Annotated in this window: 17 protein-coding genes; 10 read left to right on the top strand and 7 right to left on the bottom strand. The window is 67.5% G+C overall.

All coding sequences use genetic code 11. From position 1 onward, the window contains the following. Positions 1 to 73: 73 nt before the first annotated feature. A complete protein-coding gene (locus RUU78_RS12690) occupies positions 74 to 3,406 on the bottom strand; it encodes an AAA family ATPase (RefSeq protein WP_313917125.1) in 3,333 nt (1,110 codons plus the stop codon). A 762-nt stretch (positions 3,407 to 4,168) separates the two neighbouring features. On the opposite strand from RUU78_RS12690, the gene RUU78_RS12685 reads away from it, so the two are divergent. From RUU78_RS12685 to RUU78_RS12670, 4 genes are all read left to right on the top strand, one after another. Further along, positions 4,169 to 6,322, top strand: a complete 2,154-nt coding sequence (locus RUU78_RS12685) for a M12 family metallo-peptidase (protein ID WP_313917124.1) — start codon at positions 4,169 to 4,171, stop codon at positions 6,320 to 6,322. Between the two features lie 425 nt (positions 6,323 to 6,747). Then, positions 6,748 to 8,124, top strand: a complete 1,377-nt coding sequence (locus tag RUU78_RS12680) for a hypothetical protein (RefSeq protein ID WP_313917122.1) — start codon at positions 6,748 to 6,750, stop codon at positions 8,122 to 8,124. A 35-nt stretch (positions 8,125 to 8,159) separates the two neighbouring features. Continuing rightward, complete coding sequence (locus RUU78_RS12675; RefSeq protein ID WP_313917121.1) at positions 8,160 to 8,657, top strand: hypothetical protein; 498 nt, start codon at positions 8,160 to 8,162, stop codon at positions 8,655 to 8,657. Continuing rightward, positions 8,654 to 10,507, top strand: a complete 1,854-nt coding sequence (locus RUU78_RS12670; RefSeq protein WP_313917119.1) for a GMC family oxidoreductase — start codon at positions 8,654 to 8,656, stop codon at positions 10,505 to 10,507. The genes RUU78_RS12675 and RUU78_RS12670 overlap by 4 nt, the downstream gene beginning before the upstream one ends. Before the next feature lie 34 nt (positions 10,508 to 10,541). Here RUU78_RS12670 and RUU78_RS12665 read toward each other — a convergent pair whose 3' ends face one another. The 3 genes from RUU78_RS12665 to RUU78_RS12655 form a co-directional block, all read right to left on the bottom strand. After that, entirely contained in the window at positions 10,542 to 10,982 is a 441-nt protein-coding gene (locus tag RUU78_RS12665) for a hypothetical protein (RefSeq protein ID WP_313917116.1), read from the bottom strand. 548 nt (positions 10,983 to 11,530) lie between these two features. Beyond that, on the bottom strand, positions 11,531 to 12,013 hold the full coding sequence (locus tag RUU78_RS12660; RefSeq protein ID WP_313917114.1) for a helix-turn-helix transcriptional regulator: 483 nt from the start codon (positions 12,011 to 12,013) through the stop codon (positions 11,531 to 11,533). 22 nt (positions 12,014 to 12,035) lie between these two features. Next, positions 12,036 to 12,470: a hypothetical protein gene (locus RUU78_RS12655; protein WP_313917113.1), complete on the bottom strand. Its 435-nt coding sequence runs from the start codon at positions 12,468 to 12,470 to the stop codon at positions 12,036 to 12,038. 134 nt (positions 12,471 to 12,604) lie between these two features. Between RUU78_RS12655 and RUU78_RS12650 the strand changes: the two genes are divergently transcribed. The 4 genes from RUU78_RS12650 to RUU78_RS12635 all read left to right on the top strand — a co-directional run bounded on the left by RUU78_RS12650 (position 12,605) and on the right by RUU78_RS12635 (position 14,874). After that, positions 12,605 to 12,904: a hypothetical protein gene (locus RUU78_RS12650; RefSeq protein ID WP_313917111.1), complete on the top strand. Its 300-nt coding sequence runs from the start codon at positions 12,605 to 12,607 to the stop codon at positions 12,902 to 12,904. 248 nt (positions 12,905 to 13,152) lie between these two features. Then, on the top strand, positions 13,153 to 13,311 hold the full coding sequence (locus RUU78_RS12645; protein ID WP_313917109.1) for a hypothetical protein: 159 nt from the start codon (positions 13,153 to 13,155) through the stop codon (positions 13,309 to 13,311). A 171-nt stretch (positions 13,312 to 13,482) separates the two neighbouring features. Then, positions 13,483 to 13,770 carry a MoaD/ThiS family protein gene (locus RUU78_RS12640; RefSeq protein WP_313917107.1) on the top strand — a complete coding sequence of 96 codons (288 nt, stop codon included), beginning with the start codon at positions 13,483 to 13,485 and terminating at the stop codon, positions 13,768 to 13,770. A gap of 3 nt (positions 13,771 to 13,773) precedes the next feature. Beyond that, positions 13,774 to 14,874, top strand: a complete 1,101-nt coding sequence (locus RUU78_RS12635) for a sialidase family protein (protein WP_313917105.1) — start codon at positions 13,774 to 13,776, stop codon at positions 14,872 to 14,874. 16 nt (positions 14,875 to 14,890) lie between these two features. On the opposite strand, the gene RUU78_RS12630 is transcribed toward RUU78_RS12635, so the two are convergent. Both RUU78_RS12630 and RUU78_RS12625 read right to left on the bottom strand, forming a co-directional pair. After that, positions 14,891 to 15,637 carry a hypothetical protein gene (locus RUU78_RS12630; protein WP_313917103.1) on the bottom strand — a complete coding sequence of 249 codons (747 nt, stop codon included), beginning with the start codon at positions 15,635 to 15,637 and terminating at the stop codon, positions 14,891 to 14,893. A 65-nt stretch (positions 15,638 to 15,702) separates the two neighbouring features. Next, entirely contained in the window at positions 15,703 to 16,899 is a 1,197-nt protein-coding gene (locus tag RUU78_RS12625) for a benzoate/H(+) symporter BenE family transporter (protein ID WP_313917154.1), read from the bottom strand. 166 nt (positions 16,900 to 17,065) lie between these two features. Between RUU78_RS12625 and RUU78_RS12620 the strand changes: the two genes are divergently transcribed. Beyond that, positions 17,066 to 17,395 carry a metalloregulator ArsR/SmtB family transcription factor gene (locus RUU78_RS12620; RefSeq protein ID WP_313917101.1) on the top strand — a complete coding sequence of 110 codons (330 nt, stop codon included), beginning with the start codon at positions 17,066 to 17,068 and terminating at the stop codon, positions 17,393 to 17,395. Positions 17,396 to 17,399: 4 nt separating this feature from the next. After that, positions 17,400 to 17,903, top strand: a complete 504-nt coding sequence (locus tag RUU78_RS12615; RefSeq protein ID WP_313917099.1) for an SRPBCC family protein — start codon at positions 17,400 to 17,402, stop codon at positions 17,901 to 17,903. A gap of 394 nt (positions 17,904 to 18,297) precedes the next feature. On the opposite strand, the gene RUU78_RS12610 is transcribed toward RUU78_RS12615, so the two are convergent. After that, positions 18,298 to 19,287 (bottom strand): protein kinase, encoded by a 990-nt coding sequence (locus RUU78_RS12610; protein WP_343232314.1) that lies wholly within the window; start codon positions 19,285 to 19,287, stop codon positions 18,298 to 18,300. Between the last annotated feature and the right edge of the window lie 18 nt (positions 19,288 to 19,305).

Below are 19,305 nucleotides of genomic sequence, written 5' to 3'. Positions count from 1 at the left end.
CCGCAAGCCGAAGGACAGTTTTCCGCGCCGCGTCGGACGTGGCGCGACCGCGTTTCGCCAAGTCGTGCGCGCCTCACCCGATCAGATCGAAATCCCCGCCCAGCACACGATCCAGCCGGCCGCTGCGCCAGCCGCGGACGGCGTCGCGCACCAGCGGCGTGGGCTGTTCCTGGTAGCGGCGGCACAGGCGCGATTCGGTATCGGCCTCGGCGGCGAAGCCGCCGACGCCGTCCGGCGTCACGCGTACGCGGATACGTGTGCGTTCGGCCGGGTTCGCGTCGCCGCGTTCGAGTACATGCAGACCGCGCTCGTCGCGCAGCGACTGCCAGGCACCGAAGCCCGCGACGATCAGGCGCAGGTGCGCCTGCTCGCGGTCGTGCCCGATCGTGCGCACGCGCATGCCGCGCGTCTCGGCCCAGTCGGCATACATCTGCGCGAGGCGCTCGGCCCACGCGCGCGTCGCCGCATTGACGCGGTCGGGACTCAGCAGCTCCAGCTGCGCGTCTTCGGGTTCCCCCGCGAGCACGGCATCGCCCGCGAGTTCAAGCAGGTGCAATCGCAGCGCGAGATGGCGCACGACGTCGAGCACGCCGCGACCGCCGCCGGTCAGGCGCTGCAGCAGCGAATGCGCGCCGCGCACGCCGTTCTCGATGCGGTCCATGCGCTCGAGCGTGTCGAGCACGCACTGGCGATCGCCGCTGTCCCAGAAGTCGCGCGACTGCATTGCGCTCGCGGCCTGGTCCTTCAGCGCGATCCAGTCCTCGCCGTGCAGGCGCCGTTCGCTCGCATCGAGCGCGGCCTGCAGCGCGGCGCGCGCCGCATCGTCCGCGGCCGGGTCCAGCGCGAGCGCACGCAAGTCGGCGCGTTCCGGCGCGGATGCCTTGGCGGCTACCGGCGCACCGGTCGCGTCGGGATCGACGAAGCGCACCTGCAGCGCGTCGCCGGCGCCGGTCACGAACAGGAACTGGCCACCGCTCGGCGCGCGGTTTTCCACGATGGTGCGCGACAGCGGCGCGAGCAGGTACTGGTCGATCGCGCGACGCAGCGGCCGTGCGCCGAGGTCCGGCGTGAAGCCGCGCTCGAGCAGGAAATCCACCGCCGACGGCTCCCATTCGACCGCCCAGTCGCGCGCGCGGAATCCGCGCCGCGACAGCACGAGTTCCAGTTCCTTGTGCAGGATGTCGCGCATCACGGCGCGTGACAGCGGCTGGAAGATCACGATGCGGTCGAGGCGGTTGAGGAATTCGCGGCGGAATGTTGCGAACAGCGCGCGCTCGGCGTCGCCGCGCGCGGACGCATCGCTCGCGGCGACGAAACCCGGCCCGCTGTGCCGCGTCACCGTCGACCCCACGTTGCTGGTCAGGATGATCAGGCTGTGGCGGAAGTCCGCGGTATTGCCCTGCCGGTCGGTCAGGCGGCCGTCGTCGAACAGCTGCAGGAACAGGTCCCAGACGCGCGGGTGCGATTTCTCGAATTCGTCGAGCAGCACGACCGCGAACGGCGTCTGGCGGATGCGTCCGGTCAGCGAGGTGCTGCGCTCGCTGCTGCCTTCGTCGATGAGGCGCCAGTACGCGTCCTCGGACTGGTATTCGCTCATGTCGAAGCGCAGCAGCTTCTCGCGCGAACCGAACAGGTATTCGGCCAGTGCTTTGGCGAGTTCGGTCTTGCCGGTGCCGGTGGGGCCCGCGAACAGGAACACGCCGAGCGGGCGCTGCGGATCGGTCAGCCCGGCCTTGAGCATGCTGATGCGATCGACGAGGCTGTCGACCGCTTCGTCCTGGCCGATCACGCGGCGCGCGAAGAATTCGCGGACCTGGGCCAGGTCCAGTGCCGCACCGCCGTCGAGGATTTCGAGCGGCAAGCCGGACTGGCCCGCCAGCGTCGCGAGGATCTGCTCGCGCGTCAGCGGCAGCAATGGTGGGTCGGCCCGCAGCGCGGCCTGCAGGGTTTCCTGCAGCAGGCGCAGGCTGCGCCCGGGTTCGGCGCGTTCGGGGAACTGCTGCGTCGCGAGGGTCATGGCCTCGGCGATGAGTTCGGGCGTCGCGGTTTCCTCGCGGGTGCGCTCGCGCGCCGCGGCTGCCCAGTCCAGCGCGAGCGCGCGGGTCGCCGCCGCATCGAGCGCGTCGACGCTGAGGCCTACGGTCAGATGCTGGATACGCGGACGCTGCGCGATGACGCGGCTCCACGCCTCGCGCGGGCTTTCGCCGATCAGCTGGATCTCGCGTTTCTCCAGATACGGCAGCAGCAGGTCGAGTATGCCGGTGGGGTCGCTCGTGGTGCGGCCCTTTTCGAGCAGCTGGTGCGCCTCGGGCACGTACCACAGCGTGCGCGGCGCGCTCAGCGCGCGCACGAGCGCGGTGACGCGGCCTTCGAGTTCGCCGATGAATTTCTGGCCGGCCAGGATCTGCGCCGGCGTCGCTTCGAAGATGCGCCAACCCTGTGCCGCGAGTTCGCGCAGGCACTGGCGGATCAGCGTGGTCTTGCCGCTGCCTTCGGGACCGACCAGCACCGGACTCGTGCGCGGCTCGCGCGTGAGCAATGCGAGTACGCGCTGCCGCGCCTCGGCGTCGGGACTCGCGAGGATCTCGTCGCCGTCGTCGTCGGGTCCGATCAGCCGTCCGACCTGAGCCAGCACGGCGTAGTCCTCATGGGCGCGCAACTGCTGCGCGATCGAGGCCGCGAACAGCTCGCCGCGCGCGTGCCCACTGTTGCGCAGCCAACCCTGCAACGCACGCAACTGGCCCGGGTCGGCCGCAGCGATGCCGCTGCCCAGCGTGGTACCGGCGGGCACCGCGTCGAAATACTGCTGCAACCCGGCACGCGTGACCGGATGATCGATCCACCACTCGCTCATGCGCAGCAGCACGAGTTCCAGCGTCTCGGGATGCGGATGCGCGGCGAGGTAGCCCAGCGCATAGTGCAGACTGAAGTAGCCCATCCGATCGACCGTGCGCACGACATCGAGCGGCACCACGTCGCCGGCGCTGTGCAGCGCGACCAACGCCGCACAGCTCAGCGGCACCATGCGCGACGGCACGGCTTCGAGGCGCTCGCGCACGGTGAAAGCGTCGCTGGCGAACAGCTCCACCGCGGCGACGAATTCGGCGCAGGCGGCCAGCTCGTCTGGATGGTCGAAACTTTCCATGCGCTCTACGCAGGGACGCAGCAGTGCGTTCAGGCGATCGCGCGGCGCCGGCGCAGTTGGCGGCTGTGCGGTCGCGGGCGACGAGTCCACTCGATTCGATGTCGTCGCGGGAATGGGCGCCGGCTCGACGGAAACGGTTTGGCTCGTCGCTGGCGCAGGCGGCGGCAACGCTGCCGTCGGTGTTCCGCCGCGCGCGGACGCGAGCCATTTCCAGGTCAACACGACACCCAGCACAACACCCAGCACGAACGCGACGACCATCACTACTCCTCAATCTCCGTGAACCGCCGCAGTTTCCCACACGAGGACCCGCGCGAAATGGCGGACTGGACGGACGCGGCGGCGCTGACGCGACGCAACAGTCGCAGCCCTCATGTATGCCTGAATGGGCATAAGCCTTCGCCTGCTGCAGCGCAACGACGCACACCCCGACAGCACGCCGATTTGCAGCGAATCGGTGGACGATTGCCATCGATGCAGACGGAATCGCCTGAGCGGTCGGCACGTGAGGATGCTGCAGTGCAACCCGGCATCCGTTCAACGTGCACGATTGCACCACCGGGTTCACAAAACAATCAATGTGAAACCGGACACATATGCAAAACGGCGTTGAACGCGTGGTTGCCATCCCTGCTCGCGTGGTGTACATGGTCGCCCCGGGAGAGGTGCTCGGCAACGAGCAAGCGACGCCCAGCCCGCGGCACGACATGATCCGGAAACGCAGGTAGCAGGTCTGCACGATAACCGTCGCAGCCGCACTGTCCGGACCCAGCCCGCTGGCGATGGCGTCGACGTGGATACACGGGGGTGTTCCACAGCGTTGCAGGGATGGAATCGCGCCGTTCGGGTACCGCAAGCGCAAACAGGGCAAAACTCAGCCGCGACGCGGCTGCGTGGGCATGTTGCGCCTTGCGTCTGCACGCCGGTGCGTGGCCATCGCGGCACGCCGTTGCCCTGTGCCGGTGACACGGAGGTCGATACGCCGCATTGCGGCCATTCGTATACCGGGAGGGAGTCAATCGAATGAACGTCTCACGCACGAAAACCCAGCGCCGCTGGAACACCCGTATCTGGCAGGCCGTGTTGCCCGCCTGCCTGCTGTTCGCGCTCGGCGGCGGCCTTGCCGGCGCAGCCGACGATGCCGCTGGCGCCAGGCCCAGCCTGATGTCGCTGCAGGTCGACAACTACCGCGGCAAGGCCGACGCGTTCGGCGCGGTCGAACTGTTCGCCAGCCACTCGTCGCGCTCGGCCACGGCCGATTCGGTGACCCAGCTCGCGGTCAGCAGCGGCACGCTGCTCGATCTCGACAAGGACGCCATAGCAGCGCTGAGGAACGGACGCCCGAGCTCGCTGACGCTGCGCCTGCCGACGCGCGAACGCGGCACGGTCGAACTGGAATTGTTCGAGAATGATATTTTTGCACCCGACTTCCAGATCACCGCCAGCGGCGGCGAAGACACCAGCAAGATCAACCGCGGCCTGCACTATCGCGGCATCGTCAAGGGCGATCCGTCCTCGTTCGCCGCGATCAGCGTGTTCGACAGCGAAGTCTTCGGCACCTTCTCCACCGTCACCGACGGCAACTGGGTGATCGGCAAGCTCGAAGGCCTGAACCCGACCAATCGCCACATCGTCTACGCCGAATCCGCGCTGCTCGACAAGTCCGGGGCGCCCGGCTGCGCCATGGACGGCAGCGGCGCGCGCGAGAGCTTCGCGAAATACTGGGACGAACCGCAGGCGCCGAAGTCGGCCATCGCAGCCGCGCAACCGGCAACCACGCCGGTCGTCAGCGGCACCGCGCCAGTCACCGACGCGCTGCAGACCGTCAAGTGCGCAACCGAGTGGATGGAAGCCGAATACGACATCTTCCAGAGCCGCGGCAGCCTGCAGGCGGCGACGGACTACGTGACCGCGGTATTCAACAACTCCGCGACCCTGTACGCGAACGACGGCATCTCGCTGAAACTGCAGCAGGCCTACATCTGGACCACGAGCGACCCGTACAACGGCTCCAGCTCGACCGCCAACCTGTCGAGCTTCCAGAGCAATCGCGCCGGCAGCTTCACCGGCACGATCGCACAGCTGCTGACCTTCCGCTCGCTCGGCGGCGGCGTCGCCGCCGGCTTCTCGGGCATCTGCAACAGCTCGCGCTCGGCCAGCATGTGCACCAGCGGCGTGAGTGCGGCGTACAACACCGTGCCGACGTATTCGTGGACGGTCAGCGTCGTCACGCATGAGGCCGGCCACCTGCTCGGCTCACGCCACACCCATGCCTGCGTCTGGAACGGCAACAACACGGCCATCGACAGCTGCTCCGGCGCGACCGAGGGCGGCTGCCCGCTGCCGGGCAATCCCTCCGGCGGCGGCACGATCATGAGCTACTGCCACCTGACCAGCGTCGGCATCAACTTCAACCGCGGCTTCGGCTCGCAGCCGGCCACGACGATCCGCAACCGCGTCGAAGCCGGCAGCTGCCTGGCCAACTGCGACGGTGGCGGCGGTGGCGGCGGCGGCACGCTGACGCGCGGCACCGCATTGACCAGCCAGGCGGCGGCAACGGGCAGTGCACTGGCCTACACCATGGCGGTGCCGTCGGGCGCGACCAACCTGACCTTCACCACCTCGGGCGGCACCGGCGATGCGGACCTGTTCGTCCGCTTTGGCAGCGCGCCGACCGACACGGTGTTCGACTGCAAGTCCGACGGCTCGACCAACGCCGAAACCTGCACGATCGCGGCGCCGAGCGCCGGCACCTACCACGTGCGTCTCAAGGCCTATGCCGCGTTCTCCGGCGTCAGCATCGTCGGCAACTACACCACCGGTGGCGGCGGCGGCACGCAGACCTACAGCAACACGACCGACTACACGATCAGCGACAACACCACGGTCGACAGCCCGATCACGGTCTCCGGCCGCAGCGGCAATGCCCCGAGCAACGCGTCCGTGACCGTCGCCATCGTCCACACCTACCAGGGTGATCTGAAGGTCGACCTCGTGGCTCCGGACGGCACGCTGTACAACATCCACAACCGTACCGGCGGCGGCACGGACAACATCAACAAGACGGTCACGCTGAACCTGTCCAGCGAAGCGCTCAACGGCACCTGGCGACTGCGCGTCAACGACAACGGCCCCGGCGACGTCGGCCGCATCGACAGCTGGAGCGTCACGTTCTGATCGATTGAGGGAAGGACGTTGCGGCCCTGCCGCGACGACACGACGCCGGGCGAGGTTTGCCCGGCGTTTTTTTGTTTTCACAAAGCCATGATGGCAGCCGGTAGGTTTTCGCGCTTAGTCCCTTTGAACGCGGCAAGAATCACCCTGTTTCGGAGCCAGTATTGCGGCATCGCAGCGTGAAGCAGTTCGTACACCTGTATACGCTGGAGCAAGCGCAACAAAACGGCGGCAAGCCGGCCGGATGCCGTCGCCGTACAGGGAAAGCCAGTTATCGAGCAGCACTGACACGGCGGGCGAGATGGCGCGCCTGAAGCTCGTGCGGAGTTCTGTCGCCTGCGACAGCGCCGCGCCTGCGCGCCACATGTTCCGGATGCGGTGCCGTCAACGCAGTTGCCAGCCAGCAGTTGCCAACCAGGGGAAGTCCGATGAAGCGCAGCGGGAAATGGGCAGTCGCGGGTGGCGCGGCGACGGTGCTGGCCCTCGCCGTGGGGTGTTCGCTGCAGCCGGTGACGCCGCAGCCGGCCCCGACTATCGATCCGCCCGTGACGAACTGCAACGTGACGCCGCCGACCACGCCGATCACGCCGGCGCTGCTCACGAGCGGCCTGCCGTGCGACGCGACGATCGTGCCGCCGATCACGCTGGCGAATCTGCAGCACGGCTTCGACTACTACTCCTGGCTCACCTTCCTGTCGCTCAACGCGCCGGCCAGTGGCGGCGTGATCGGCCAGGGCAGCCTGCCCGGCGGCGATGCGCCGACGCAGTGGGAGCAGTGGAAGGAACTCTCGGATGTCATGAAGGCCGGCGGCGCGAAGCCCGGCGGCTGGGATGCCCCGCACACGATACCGCCTGCGTGCCGCAACCTCGGCGCGGCCAAGGGCATGCGCGTGCTCAGCATGGTCGGCAAGACGCCGGACGTGCTGTCGGCGACGGTCGAGCCCTTCGACACCGGCCCACTGATCGACCAGCACGGCCGCTACGTGCGCTACGAGATTCTCGTCAACCGGCCGATGTTCGAATACATCGTGCAGAACGATCTTTACAGCAAACAGGGACAGGCCGCATTCACGGCAACCGTCGATTTTCCCTCCGGCACCGTGACCGGCGGCAGCAACGGCACGGTCGGCGCGATCATGGTCAAGGCCGCGTGGATGGTGCTCGACACCAGCGACGACGCGGGCGCGTTCCACACCGCGCAGGCGCTCGTTTACACGCCGCCGCAGGACAACCCGCGCATCGAGGAATCCTGCACGACCGCAACACTCGGCCTCGTCGGCCTGCATATCGCGCACAAGACCGCGGGCGCACCGCAATGGATCTGGTCCACGTTCGAGCAGGCGGCGAATGCGCCGCAGCAGGCCGACGTGGATGCCGGAACGCTTAAGCCGCACTACAACTTCTACCGCGCCGGCTGCACCAGTTGCACGGTCAACGAGCCACCGCCGCGGCCGTGGAATCCGAACATCCAGCCGTTCCCGAACGGCTTCACGAGCCAGGTCACGCGCGTGATTCCGATCAGCGCCGAGGTCGTGCAGCTGAGCAGCGCCTTCACCGGGCTGCTGCAGGGAACCGTGTGGCAGAACTACACGCTGGTCAGCACGCAGTGGCCGACCGATCCGACGAGCAAGACCGATCCCAACGGCGTGCCGGCACCGGCATTCCTCGCCAACAGCACACTGGAAACCTATATCCAGGGCAGCGTGCCGCAGTCCTCGTCGAGCTGCATGAACTGCCACGGCAATGCGGCGGCGACGACCGGCCGCACGTCGGACTTCACGTTCATCCTCGAACGCGCGCAGTAGCGGCGCGTATTTCCATCGACCTATCAGGCAAGCCCATGGCCAGCGATCCGATGACCAGCTTCGTCAACCTGTCGGCGCTGCTGACAGGCATCAATGCCGCCAACCTCGCGCCGCCGCTGTCGCCGTCGACCGTGCCGCAGCAGTATTTCGACACGGCGCAGAAGAACGGCGGCGCGACATTCACGCAGTTGCTGTCGATCTATGACAACGCGGTCGCGCAGGGCCTGAGCGGCGCACAGATCGCCGCGCAGGTGTTCCAGGACAACGGTGCCGACGTCTGCTATCTCGCGCGCAGCATCATGCTCGCGTGGTACCTCGGCAGCTGGTACGACCCGAAAGTCCTGCAGGCCTACAACAGTCCCACGCCGCCGCCGGGGCCGCCGCCGTCGGTCGTCATCTCGATGGACGCCTACACGCAGGGCTGGGCCTGGAACGTGGCTCAGGCGCACCCGATGGGCTACAGCAACTACACCTTTGGCTATTGGGCGAACAATCCACCGTCGCTGGCGGACTTCACGGGGGCCACGTCATGAGCAATCCGCAGACCGAATACGACGTCGTCATCGTCGGTGCCGGCGCGTCCGGCTCTATCCTGGCCAAGCAACTCGGCCTCGCCGGCAAGAAGGTGCTGCTGCTCGAGGCCGGCGCCGGCACGCCGCCGAACATCAACGCGTTCATGCAGCGCTTCTACACCTCGGTCGCGAAGACGCCGGAGTCCCCGTATACGCCGGACCTGTTCACGCCACCCGGCAGCGGCAACCTGACGGATCCGTCGACCCTCGCCGCAGGCCGTCCAACGGTGCTGACCCTGCGCGCCGACAACTGGCAGGATCCGCACCAGGCCTATCTGATCCAGCAAGGCCCACAGGCGTTCGCGAGCACGTACGAGCGCGTCGCCGGCGGCACCATGCGGCATTGGCTCGGCACGAGCCTGCGCTTCCTGCCGAACGACTTCCAGATGGAAACCGTCTACCAGCAGGAAGTGAACTGGCCGATCAGCTACGACGAACTCGATCCCTGGTACTGCAAGGCCGAAGCCGAGATCGGCGTGTCGGCGAACGTGGCCGAACAGTCCTTCCTCGGCATCACCTTTCCGCCGGGCTACAGCTATCCGATGCAGGCAATCCCGCACAGCCTGGTCGACGATGCGGTCGATACTGCGACCCAGGGAATGACCTGGGAAAACCTGCCGGTCAACGTGACCGGCACGCCAGCCGGGCGCAACTCGCAGCCTTACCAGAACCGCCGCGTCTGCGCCGGCAATACCAACTGCATTCCGATCTGCCCCATACAGGCGAAGTACGATCCGAGCGTGAGCCTCAACAGCGCGCTCGACACCGGCAACGTGACCGTATGGCCGCAGACCGTCGCCAGTCACGTCACGGTCGGCGAGGACAAGCAGGTCAGCGGCATCGACTACATCCAGTACCAGCAGGTCACCGGACCGGCGACCGCACGCGGTACGGTCACGGCGAAGATCTACGTGATCGCCGCGCACGCGATCGAGACGCCGCGCCTGCTGCTGATGTCGAAGAACGGCGGCCGCTATCCGAACGGCATCGCCAACACCAGCGGCCGCGTCGGCCAGAACCTCATGGACCACCCGCTGTACCTGGCATGGGCGCTGGCGCCGCAGCCGATCTATCCGTATCGCGGGCCGCTCGCCACGGCGGGCATCGAAAGCCTGCGCGACGGCGCGTTCCGTTCCGAGCGCGCCGCGTTCCGCATCGAGATCGGCAACGAAGGCTGGAACTTCGCGGTCGGCGATCCCGACACGACGACGATGGATTTCATCAACGGCATGAACGTCAGTCAGCTCAACCCGCCTGCCGCGGGCGAGTCGGCACCGGCCGCGCTCTGGGGCAGCGCGCTGGTGAATGCGTTGAACAGTGGCCTGTCGCGCCAGTTCCGCCTGGGCTTCCTGGTGGAACAATCGCCCGAAGCGACCAACTACGTCAGCCTTTCGGACGAACTCGATCCGCTGGGCCTGCCGCGGCCCGAGATCCACTACGACCTGTCCGACTACACGAAGGAAGGCTTCGTCGCAGCCAAGCAGGTGGCCGACGCCATCTTCGCGAAGATGGGCGCCACGCAGTACACGACCGCACCGGCGCCGAACGATCCGACCTCGTTCGAGTATCCGGTCGACGGCCAGCCGACGCGCTTCAAGTATTTCGGTGCCGGCCATATCGTCGGCACCTACCGCATGGGCAGCGATCCATGCACGTCGGTGGTCGATGCGAACCAGCGCAGCTGGGACCACAGCAATCTCTACCTCGTCGGCAGCGGCACGTTCCCGACCGTGACGACGGCGAACCCGACGCTGACGATCGCGGCGTTCAGCCTGAAGACGGCGGACGCGATCCTTCAGCAGTTGGGCTGAGCGCGCGAACCGGTTGCGCCGTCGCGCCGGGCGCTCACGTCGGCTCGGCGGGCAGCGGCGCCAGCGATGGTTCGGTGTCCTGCACCGGCGGGCGCCGTGTTCGCTTCGCACGCCGTGGCTTGGGCGCCAGCGCGTCGAGTACCGCCTGCAACTGCCGGCGCTGCTCCGGATCGAGCTGGCGCAGCCGCAGGATCCATTCGACTTCATCCGGCGCATAGGCGGGGACGTAGGGCGTGTCGTCTTCCGTGCCGCCTTTCCCGAGCGGGCCCTTGTTGTTCATGCTGCGCCGGCCGGTGCACACGTATTGCGCGTCGTAGCCGTATTTGGCCAGCGCCGACAGCGCGGCGATGGGCATCTTTTGTTCTGACTCCCAGCGCCGCATCGTGCGCAGGGTCGTTTCGGCGACTTTTGCCGCGTCCTTCAGGCCCAGACCCAGCCGGAGGCGTTCTTCCTGTAAACGGGGATAACAGTCCATGTGCATTGCTCCTCGCTGAAAACCGCGGTGACCGCGTCGCGTCGCTGCGCGTCGTTGCGCTGCGCTGGGATTTCACCTGTTGCAACGGATTTTCGCAACGGAAAAGTACAAAACGGGCCGAAGCAACCTCGGACAACCTGTCCATACCCTGCCGCACCGAGGCGATCCGTCCTTGTGCCCTATCGCGAGCCGCGGCTGCCTGCGACAGGGACACGACGGCGTGTCGGTCGCAGTGCACCGCGAACGCGGCGAGCGCCGCGTTCCCGCGCTGCAGGGCGAAACCTTTCGCGATTCACGCGAAGGACCTGCGCGGGTCATTGGCAAACGTGGCGGCATCGAGGCGTGCCGCCTGATACGCCGAAAAGCCTGCCGGCGGCGCCGGCCGACCTGCGGCGGGCGCACCAACCATGGATATCCGAATATTCCGGTGTCGTTAGCCCCGATACGTCGTTGCGCCGGGTCGCGCAGATTCAGCAGGGCTCCTCGGCGCGCCAGGTTTCGTGGAATCCATCCGAAATTTCCCGTTCGCAGAGTTCTGCGCCGGCACGCTAGCCGCGACGCGGGCGCGACTTCGATCTGGCCTGCCCCGCGGATGGCTCCGGCGTCGATTCCGCAGCCTGCGCCGATCGCGCTTTCCTCGCGCCTGCGGCCGCTGCGCGCGATTCGCGCACGACCACCCGCACCTTCAGGGCCAGGACGTCGAGCATGGCCCGTGCCTGCTCGCGCTGGCCCGGCGTCAACGCGCGATAGCTGCGCAGCAAGTCCAGTTCATCGCGCGAATGACCGGGAGCGACCTCGTAGTCGACGCCTTTCTCGCGCACTTCGTTGATGTTCTTGCTGCGCACGCCGCTCGCGACGTATTGCACGTCGTAGCCGATCGCAAGCAGCGGGATCATCGCGTCGAGCGGGATCGCCACCTGCGACTCCCAGCGCCGCACGGTCTTCACATGCACGTTCGCCGTATCGGCGACTTCCTGCTGGGTCAGGCCCAGCCGCGCGCGCTCTTCCCGCAGTCGTTCGAAAAAATCCATGTATGCACCACTTGACTGTGGATCATTGCTGACCCAGAATTTTTGGCAAGGGACAATTTTGTCCCGCCGCTTTTTTGTCTTTTCCCCATGTCGCAGCGTCACGCCGAAGCCGCCCAACTCCTGTTCGCACGCCGTCGCTTGGCGGCTTGCCGACCGCTGCCCGTAGTCCACTGGCGCTGTCGCGCCGGACAGATCCACGTATTCGCGTGACGGCGAAACAGTCACGAACAAATCTGTTTTCAGGAAACAAACAAAACTCCGGCTCGCGCATTTCACCTACTGCAATCGCTTTGCGCAATAGGAAAATTTCGCGGCAATGGTTGGGAAATCCACCAAAACGAGATTTGTACCGCTGCCCCTCACACGCGAATCCACTTTTCGCGGCATCACCCAACGCAACCGTATGGTTTGAACGCGTGCCGCCGCCCAACACGGCAGCACAAGGCGATGCGGACACGTACGCTGCATTGGCCGCCCGCGAAGCCTCCCCGGAATTCACGCGCCCCCTCAACGGACTGAGGGGTCTTCCACGCCGCGCCGCACATGCCCACCGGCACGGCGCCCCCACACGGACGAGGGGAATGCACCGCCATGACTGACGAGAAGTACGCCAACGCCGCCCAGCAACGGGCGCTGCGCACCTTGCTGATGCTTGCCGAGCACGACCTGGACGGCCTGGCACCCGGCGAGATCGCGCGCAGTCTCAATACCCTGCCGAGCAACACGACGCGCGACCTGGCCAATCTGCGCCTGGCCGGATTGGCCGAAGCGCTGGCCAACGGACGCTGGCGAATTTCGCCACGGCTAGCGGAACTCGCGATCACGCTGCAGCGCAATCTCGAAAGCGCACGACAGCGCCTGGAGGAAACGCGCCGGCGCTATGCGCGCTAGCCCGTTTTCGGACGAGAGGATCGGGATGGCTTTTGCCGCGAGACGCGGCGCGCCGAGGAGGTGTGCCGCATTGGCGCGACAAGGCGCAACGACGCGTCGCGACGAAAAGCAGCGGAATCGGTGGAAACGATGGTTTGGCAGATTGGTAACTCGACCGCCGCGCGAGAAAGCTCGCGGGTCCGCGAACGGACGCGCAGGCGACGCACGACGGAAATGCGCGGCCGGATGCCGCACTTGTGGAGAACCGTATGGACACAACGACGCTGACTCTCGCCGCCCTGACGCTGGCCCACGCACTGGTCGCACGGCTGGCCCTGCGCGCCCTGGCCCGGCCGACCGTGCCACGACGGCACGAGCGGCGCCGGATCACCTCGGACACCCATGACCGCCAGCGGCAATTGCGCTAGGCTCCCGCGGACCCTGCACACGCCGTAACGCGTCACGTGTCGAGATTCGTGCAACGGGACAGCGGCCACGCGCCACTGGCCGAACCCGGCACAGTCGGACACGCGACCTCGTCTCGGCGGGTGCGGACATTTCTGACAGCGCCGCGCCACCGCCGCGGCTGGAGTCTGTGCATGCCGAACATCGTGCTGGCTTCCGCGCTTGCCCGCTGGCTACCGGCCGGCACCGATCGCGATGCCGGTTTCCCCGTCGACGGACAGACCCTGCACGATGCGCTCGATGCCGCGTTCCGGCACTGCCCAGCGCTGCGCGGCTACGTGGTCGACGAGCACGGCACGTTGCGTCATCACGTCGCCGTATTCATCGACGGGCAGGCACTGCGCGACAAGACCGACCTACGGGCAACCGCCGTCGCGGCGGATGCCGAGATCTACCTGCTGCAAGCCCTTTCGGGAGGTTGAGCCATGCACCGACGATTGCTGTTATCGACCCGCAAGGGCCTGTTCGTCCTGTGCGAGAACGGCGCCGACTGGCGCATCGAAAGCCATTCGTTCGTCGGCGACCACGTCAGCCTCGCGCTCGTCGACCCGCGCGACGGTAGCTGGTACGCAGCGCTGAACCTGGGTCATTTCGGCGTCAAGCTGCACCGATCCGGCGATCACGGCGCGAACTGGCAGGAAATCGCCGTGCCTGCCTATCCCGCCGGGGAAATGCTCGCGACGGGAGACGGCAAGCCCGCCGTCGCCGCGACGCTGAAACTGCTGTGGTCGCTCGAGACCGGCGGCGTCGACGAACCCGGGCGGCTCTGGGCCGGCACGATTCCCGGCGGGCTGTTCCGCTCCGACGACAGCGGCGCGTCGTGGCAGCTCGTGGAATCCCTGTGGAATATTCCCCAGCGCGCACAGTGGTTCGGTGGCGGCTACGACCAGCCCGGCATCCATTCGATCTGCGTCGACCCGCGCGATGCGCGCGTACTGCGCATCGCAGTGTCCTGCGGCGGCGTCTGGCAGAGCGACGATGCGGGCGCAAGCTGGCGCTTGGCCGCAAGCGGCATGCATGCGGACTACATGCCGCCGGAGCTGCGCGACGATCCGAACATCCAGGATCCGCACCGCATGGTGCAGTGCGCGTCCGACCCCGACACCCTGTGGGTGCAGCATCACAACGGTGTGTTCGTCAGCCGCGACGGCGCGCGCAGCTGGCACGACCTGCCGAACCTGACGCCATCGGTATTCGGCTTTGCCGTGGGGGTGCATCCGCAGGATCCGCAGACCGCGTGGTTCGTGCCCGCGGTCAAGGACGAATGCCGCATCCCGGTCGATGCGCAGTTGGTGGTCGCGCGTACGCGCGACGGCGGGCGGAGCTTCGACACGCTGCGCGAGGGCCTGCCGCAGCAGCACGCCTATGACCTCGTCTATCGGCACGGCCTGGCGGTGAACCGCGACGGCTCGCTGCTGGCCATGGCCTCGACGACCGGCGGGCTATGGCTCAGCGACGACCAGGGCGACCACTGGCGCACGCTTTCGCTGCACCTGCCGCCGGTCTATGCCGTGACGTTTGCCTGAAATCCGCGGTGAGTCTTCAACGCGGCGCGCTGAGCCGGGCGCCGTCAGCGAAGACCACCTCGGCCGGCTCCCAGTCCACGACCAGGTCCTGCGCCGGCAGCGCGGCGAATTCCCGATCGCGGGGGTCGGCCGTGCGCATCGCGTTGCCGCAACGCACCTCGATACCGGAAAACGCTTCGAGCGTGCCCGTTTCGTCGAGCCAGCACTCGCTACGCTTCGCGCCTTGCGCGTCGTTGACCTTGACCAGGCCCTTGACCGCAGCGATATCGCGACCGGCACCGTTGACGAGACGATAGGTGACGACGAGCACGCGCTCGGGGCGGGTCGTCGGCTGGTCCGGCTGGCCCAGGGCCTGCGCGACGGTCAGCAGTTCGCGCCGGAGGAGACGCACGCCGACTGCGTCGCGCAACGGTTCCAGCGCGGCGTCCCTCGCGATGCGGCGCTGCGCCGCCTCCGCATCGCGCACCCCTTGTTCGCGCAGGAAACGCCGCTGCAGCGCGATCGCCTCGCCGAACGTCCGCGCAGTGAACGGCGCATCCGGATCGGCCAGCGACGGCGGCAGCACGTCACCGTTGCTGCGCTTGAGATAGCCGAGCACCAGATCTCGCTCCTCCGCGCCGAGCCGGTCGAGCTGCGGCTGGATGTCCGACAGATCCGCTACGTCCATGGGCAGCAAGGTGCCATAGGGTTTTCGCACCGCGCCGTAGACGCCCAGCGCGACCAGCAGCCCTGCCACGATCAGCAGGCGCGTCGACGTTTCCATGCGGATCCCTCTGTAAAGTTGCCTTGAAAAACCGTCGTTCCGACGGTTTTCGAGTCGCGTTGTGGTCAGCGCCGCGCGCGCAGCAGCAGCGCGATCGCGCCGGCGACCAGGCCCCAGAACGCCGACTTGATGCCGAACAGGGTAATCCCCGAGGCCGTGACGAGGAAGGTCAGCAGTGCCGCTTCGCGTTCGTGTGCGTCGGACAGCGCCGCGGCCAGGCCGTTGCCGATCGTGCCGAGCAGGGCCAGTCCGGCGATCACGACGATCAGCTCATGCGGGAACGCCGCGAACACGGCGGCGACGGTCGCGCCGAAGACACCGACGACGCAATAGAACACGCCGGCCGACACAGCGGCGACGTAGCGCCGTGCCGGATCCTCGTGCGCCTCGCGGCCCATGCAGATCGCCGCCGTGATCGCGGCGAGATTCAGCGCGAACGCACCGAACGGCGCGAGCACGAGATTGACGGCGCCAGTCCAGCCGATCACCGGCGAGATCGGCACCTGATAGCCCGACGCGCGGATGACCGCGACGCCCGGCACGTTCTGCGAGGCCATGGTCACTAGGAACAACGGTAACGCGACACTGACCAGTGCGTTGAGCGTGAAGACCGGCGTAACCCAGACCGGCTGTGCGAACTGCAGCGGCACGGTGCCGAGATCGAGCAGGCCGCGCGCCATCGCGATCGCCACGCCGACCAGCAGGGTCGCGACCACCGCATAGCGCGGCTGCCAGCGCCGCATCAGCAGGTAGGCCGCGATCATCGCGATGGCCAGGCCGAACTGGCTCTCGAGCGCGACGAAGGCATCGAGACCGAAGCGCAGCAGCACGCCGGCGAGCATGCCCGAGGCGATGGAGACCGGAATGCGGCTGATCAGGCGCTCGAACACGCCGGAAAAGCCCACCAGCGCGATCAGCAGTGCCGAGACCACGAAGGCGCCCGTGGCCTGTGCCATGTCCAGGCCCGCCGCGCCGGCGGTCAGCATCGCCGCCCCCGGCGTGGACCAGGCCGTGACTACCGGAACGCGGTAGCGCAGCGACAGCACGATGCAGGTCAGTCCCATGCCCAGGCCCAGCGCCCACATCCACGAGGCCAGCTGCGCCGGCGTGGCGCCGGCCGCCTGCGCGGCCTGGAACACAATCGCGGCCGAACTCGTGAAGCCGACCAGCACCGTGACGAAACCCGCGACGATCGCCGGCAGCGAGAGGTCGGCGAGCAGCGAACGCGCCGGCGGCGCGGCGGACACTTCGGAGTCGGACATGGACAGCCAGGGGCGCAGTGCGGAACCCGCAGCGTAGGCGCGGGCGAGCGGACTGGGAAGATCCATTCGCGCTCGCGCTGGTCCCGATCCGGCTCCGCGCGCCGCCGGCGGACGCATCAATACAAAGGTATTGACCTTAGTTTCTGCGCCGTCGATAGTAAGGCACATGCCTAACCAATCGATGCAGCTGAACCAGGTCTTCCAGGCGCTCGCCGATCCGACGCGGCGTGCCGTGCTCGAACGCCTCGTCGGCGGGCCGGCCACGACGAGCGAACTCGCCCAGCCGTTCAGGATGGCCCTGCCCTCGTTCTCCCAGCATCTGGCCATGCTGGAGCACTGCGGCCTGGTGCAGTCGCGCAAGCAGGGCCGCGCGCGCACCTACCGGCTGGTACCGCGCCAGCTCAAGGCCGCCGAAACCTGGATGACGCGCCAGCGCGCGCTCTGGGAAAAACGCCTCGACCAGCTCGACGCCTACCTAACCGACCAGAAGGAGTAGCCGCATGACCTCGACCGACTCGCAGTTCGATCCCCGCTTCGATCTCGTGCTGGACCGCGAGATCGACGTTCCGCGCGAGCGCGTGTGGGCGGCCTGGACCGAGCCCGAACGCATCAAGCAATGGTTCACGCCAGCGCCGTGGCAAACCGTCGCCTGCGAGATCGACCTGCGTCCCGGCGGCGCCTTCCGCACCGTCATGCGTTCGCCCGAGGGCGAGGATCAGCCGCCGACGGTCGGCTGCTACCTCGAGATCGTCGAGAACGAGAAGCTGGTCTGGACCACGATTCTCGAACCCGGCTTCCGGCCCGCACGGCCCGGCGCTCCGGGTGCCTGCCACGGCCTGGCGTTCACCGCGGTGATCACGCTGCACGCGCATGGCAACGGCACGCGCTACCGCGTCGTGGCAATGCATCCCGACGAGGAAAGCAGCCGGCGCCACGACGAACTGGGTTTCCAGGATGGCTGGGGGACTGCGCTCGACCAGCTCGTCGCGCTGTACCGGAACTGAGATCGGCGTCGCACGATTTCCGCCGGGCCGCCGGATAGCAGCGTTCGGCGCACATTTATATCAATCGGTATTTTTCCCGTATCGGCATAAAGAACTTCCCCGCCATTTCTTCGTCTTCACGAATTTGTGGATTTGTACCCAGCCGACTGCGCGCTCTACCATAGCCGTCGCTGTCCCCGGCAGCGCAAACGGTTTCCGGGCGCGCCCGTCGGCTTCCGCCGGTCGAGCGCCTCCCTGACGGAGGAATACGAGATGCGCACGCCGTCGGAAAATTTTTTCGCCGGCGTGATCGATTGCCGCCCCTCCTCTCGAGTCAGTGCGCACGACCGGATGCATCCGCTCCGGCCGCGCCAGGCCCGGCAACACGCCAGGACCACCTATGGCCTGCGGGCCATCACTCGAGGGAGTCTGCAACGTGAACAAGGCATCGAGTGGTTTTGTGGCAAACGCCGCAACAGCATGCGGCCGGACGGCGCTCGCGCTGGGTCTTGCACTGGCGGCGGCCGTTCCAGCGTACGCACAGGTCGTGCTGCCACCGGTCGTCGTCACCGCGCCAGCGACCGACGGCGGCACCGTACTGTGCACCGGCGACGGCTGCGCCAACCTGCTCGCCAGCATGCAGGCTACCGCGTACTTCGAGCTGCACGATCAGGAACCACCGATCGGCGAACCCAACGACGCGCCGATCGACCTTGAGGAATTCTGCAGCAACCTCAGCGACCAGGAACCGGACGACTGTGGTTCGACGCCGCCACCGGCACCGCTGGTCAATACCACGCTTGCCGTCTACGCGACGCAGTATGGCAGTGGCTGCGGCGACGGCAGCTGGGCCGGCAGCATCGCCGACTTCATCGCCAGCGCCATCGTCGACGATTATTCCGGCGACCCGAACGAACCGATGCCGAGCATCGAGATCGCCATCGAGGCGGCGCTGCAGGGCAGCCACGCTGTCCAGACCGCGCTGTTTCGCAACCGTCGCCGACGCGCCGGCGATCCGGCGCGCCATCGGTGGTGGCGGAACCTGCAGGATCTGCGCTTCCAGCGCCGCCGCGGTCATGCCCTGCAGCGCGAACGGTGGCAAGCCACAGAGCAGTTCGTACAACACGCTGCCGAGCGCATAGATGTCGCAAGCCACGCTGATCGGCCCGCCGAGCAACTGCTCGGGCGCCGCGTTGCCGAAACTCAGATAGCGGTCGCGCGTGGCGGTCGCCTCGGTCGCGTCCAGCGCCTTGGCGATGCCGAAGTCCAACAGGCGGATCTGGCCGCTCGCATCGACGAGGATGTTGCCGCTCCTGATGTCCCGATGCACGAGGAGGTGCTGATGCGCATGACTGACCGCCGCCAGCACCTGGCGGAACAGCAGCAGGCGCTGTTCGAGGCGCAGGCCGTGGCGATCGGCGTG

The sequence above is a fragment of the Tahibacter sp. genome, from assembly GCF_032229445.1.
In the GTDB taxonomy this organism is placed as follows: domain Bacteria; phylum Pseudomonadota; class Gammaproteobacteria; order Xanthomonadales; family Rhodanobacteraceae; genus Tahibacter.
This window is presented reverse-complemented; position numbering and strand designations above follow the sequence as displayed.